General features: G+C 63.1%; 4 protein-coding genes. All 4 read right to left on the bottom strand.

Annotated features, from left to right (window positions below):
- Positions 1-53 precede the first annotated feature (53 nt).
- The 4 genes from WDW90_RS37000 to WDW90_RS36985 all read right to left on the bottom strand — a co-directional run bounded on the left by WDW90_RS37000 (position 54) and on the right by WDW90_RS36985 (position 1,310).
- Positions 54-197: a hypothetical protein gene (locus WDW90_RS37000; protein ID WP_336492704.1), complete on the bottom strand. Its 144-nt coding sequence runs from the start codon at positions 195-197 to the stop codon at positions 54-56.
- A gap of 192 nt (positions 198-389) precedes the next feature.
- Positions 390-605 carry a hypothetical protein gene (locus WDW90_RS36995; RefSeq protein ID WP_336492703.1) on the bottom strand — a complete coding sequence of 72 codons (216 nt, stop codon included), beginning with the start codon at positions 603-605 and terminating at the stop codon, positions 390-392.
- Positions 532-903, bottom strand: a complete 372-nt coding sequence (locus WDW90_RS41100) for a DUF6522 family protein (RefSeq protein WP_431311204.1) — start codon at positions 901-903, stop codon at positions 532-534. Before WDW90_RS41100 ends, WDW90_RS36995 begins: the two co-directional genes overlap by 74 nt.
- Before the next feature lie 119 nt (positions 904-1,022).
- Positions 1,023-1,310, bottom strand: a complete 288-nt coding sequence (locus WDW90_RS36985) for an MTH1187 family thiamine-binding protein (protein ID WP_336492701.1) — start codon at positions 1,308-1,310, stop codon at positions 1,023-1,025.
- Positions 1,311-1,521: the final 211 nt, after the last annotated feature.

Here is a 1,521-nt window from a genome sequence, read left to right as displayed (position 1 = left end):
CCGGATCACGCTCGCCGAGCCACTGAGCGAGGCGCAACTTGGCGCGGGTCCGATCAGACGTAGTGGCGGAACACCACTTCGGCCGCCGCGGGCTTCGCACTGTCTTCGTTGCTTGTGCTGACATCGCGGCACGCCACAGCGACGGGCATCAGAAGGGCGACCAGGGACAGCAACCAGCGGAACGGGGTGGCGGTCATGTGAGCCTCTTGGCGTGGTCCGGAGCGAGTCGTCACCCTCAAGGGGCAGGACATTCCCCTGTGTATCGTCACGCTTTCCGAACGGTTACGCCGTGCTCAGGCGCACCTAACCGCCAGCGGTTCGATCAACTCCCTGTGACCGCCCAGCGGCCAGCGGTGCGCAGCCGTGGGCCTGTCTGCCACTCAGTATCGCTAGCTGGTCTCGGCGAGCACGTGCTTCTCGGCCTTGCGGACGACCGAATGCGGATCGCTGCCCCGCTGCTGGGCCAGCAAGAGCAGATCGGTGACCAGATCGACGATCTCGCAGGTGGGCACACCGCTCTCCCCGCGTCGGTCAGCGCCTTCGGCCCGAAGGTAGGCGTCGAGCGCAGTCTGAGCGAGGCTGGTGCGGCTGGCTTCCGCAGGCATGAGGCGCCTCCTTCAGCACGTCCTCGTGAATCGTGTCCACCGGCAGTCTGTCCGGTGACAGGCGGTATTCGTGGATCAGGCATCCATTGCAGTCGAAGACATCCTGCCAAATCGACTCTCGGCACTGGACCCTGACCCGACGCCGGCCCCGATCGGCCCCACGCCTCATCTCGATACGCGTATGGACAGGGCCCAGCATCATCTCGTCCTTCCGTTGCTGGGTTGTGACACCGAGCTTGCGCGCGAGTTCATCCGGGTCGACGATCCACTCGCCACGGGCATCGCCATCGAAGCGCATGGGCACGCGGGGTGAGTGGACGAAGCATGAGGACACCCATGTGGCGTCCAGGGCGGCAAAGAGAAGTGGCGTGGCCACCGAACTTTCCTAGCGGCGGCCGCGCCAGGGACTGTCGAACGCTATGAAACAGCTTTGAGCTTGTCGGCCATGGATTGCTCTTTGTCGCGGCGCGACCCGAAAATCATCGTGAAGAAAACGCGCTGGACGCCCACCTCACTCAACCTAGCGTCACACTGCTCGATCAACTGGCAGATGTCGCTGAGTTCGCCTTCGATGTTCGTGCCATTTGCATGCATTTCAGCATTGAGGTGGCTCGCGTCGATAACAGCCTTGATCTCCTTTACGTACGAGGAGACGGACGGCCCGACCCCCATGGGAACGATGCACAGATCTGCGATAACCCTCATAAGCCAACTCCCTGTCGCCCCGCCGTTCCGTCGGCAGAACCTCTTCACGACCACTTAACCACGCAGCGCCGAGATGGGATATGCTCAGCCTCTCGCCACCACGCGTACTCACCTTCCTCGTCTCTCTCGTGCTGATCGGCTTGGCGGTCGCCAGCCTGTACCTGCGCATCCCGACGATCGGGCCGACCGTGGTGAAGTTCAGAACCTGGTT

This window comes from Methylobacterium nigriterrae (assembly GCF_037106235.1).
GTDB classification, from domain to species: Bacteria; Pseudomonadota; Alphaproteobacteria; order Rhizobiales; family Beijerinckiaceae; genus Methylobacterium; species Methylobacterium nigriterrae.
Note: the sequence above shows the minus strand (reverse complement) of the source record. Positions and strands in the feature narration are given on the sequence as shown.

Bases quoted from the DNA above. Each gene is read 5' to 3' on its own strand.
- WDW90_RS37000 (WP_336492704.1), bottom strand. From the start codon at position 197: ATGACCGCCACCCCGTTCCGCTGGTTGCTGTCCCTGGTCGCCCTTCTG.
- WDW90_RS36995 (WP_336492703.1), bottom strand. From the start codon at position 605: ATGCCTGCGGAAGCCAGCCGCACCAGCCTCGCTCAGACTGCGCTCGAC.
- WDW90_RS41100 (WP_431311204.1), bottom strand. From the start codon at position 903: ATGCGCTTCGATGGCGATGCCCGTGGCGAGTGGATCGTCGACCCGGAT.
- WDW90_RS36985 (WP_336492701.1), bottom strand. From the start codon at position 1,310: ATGAGGGTTATCGCAGATCTGTGCATCGTTCCCATGGGGGTCGGGCCG.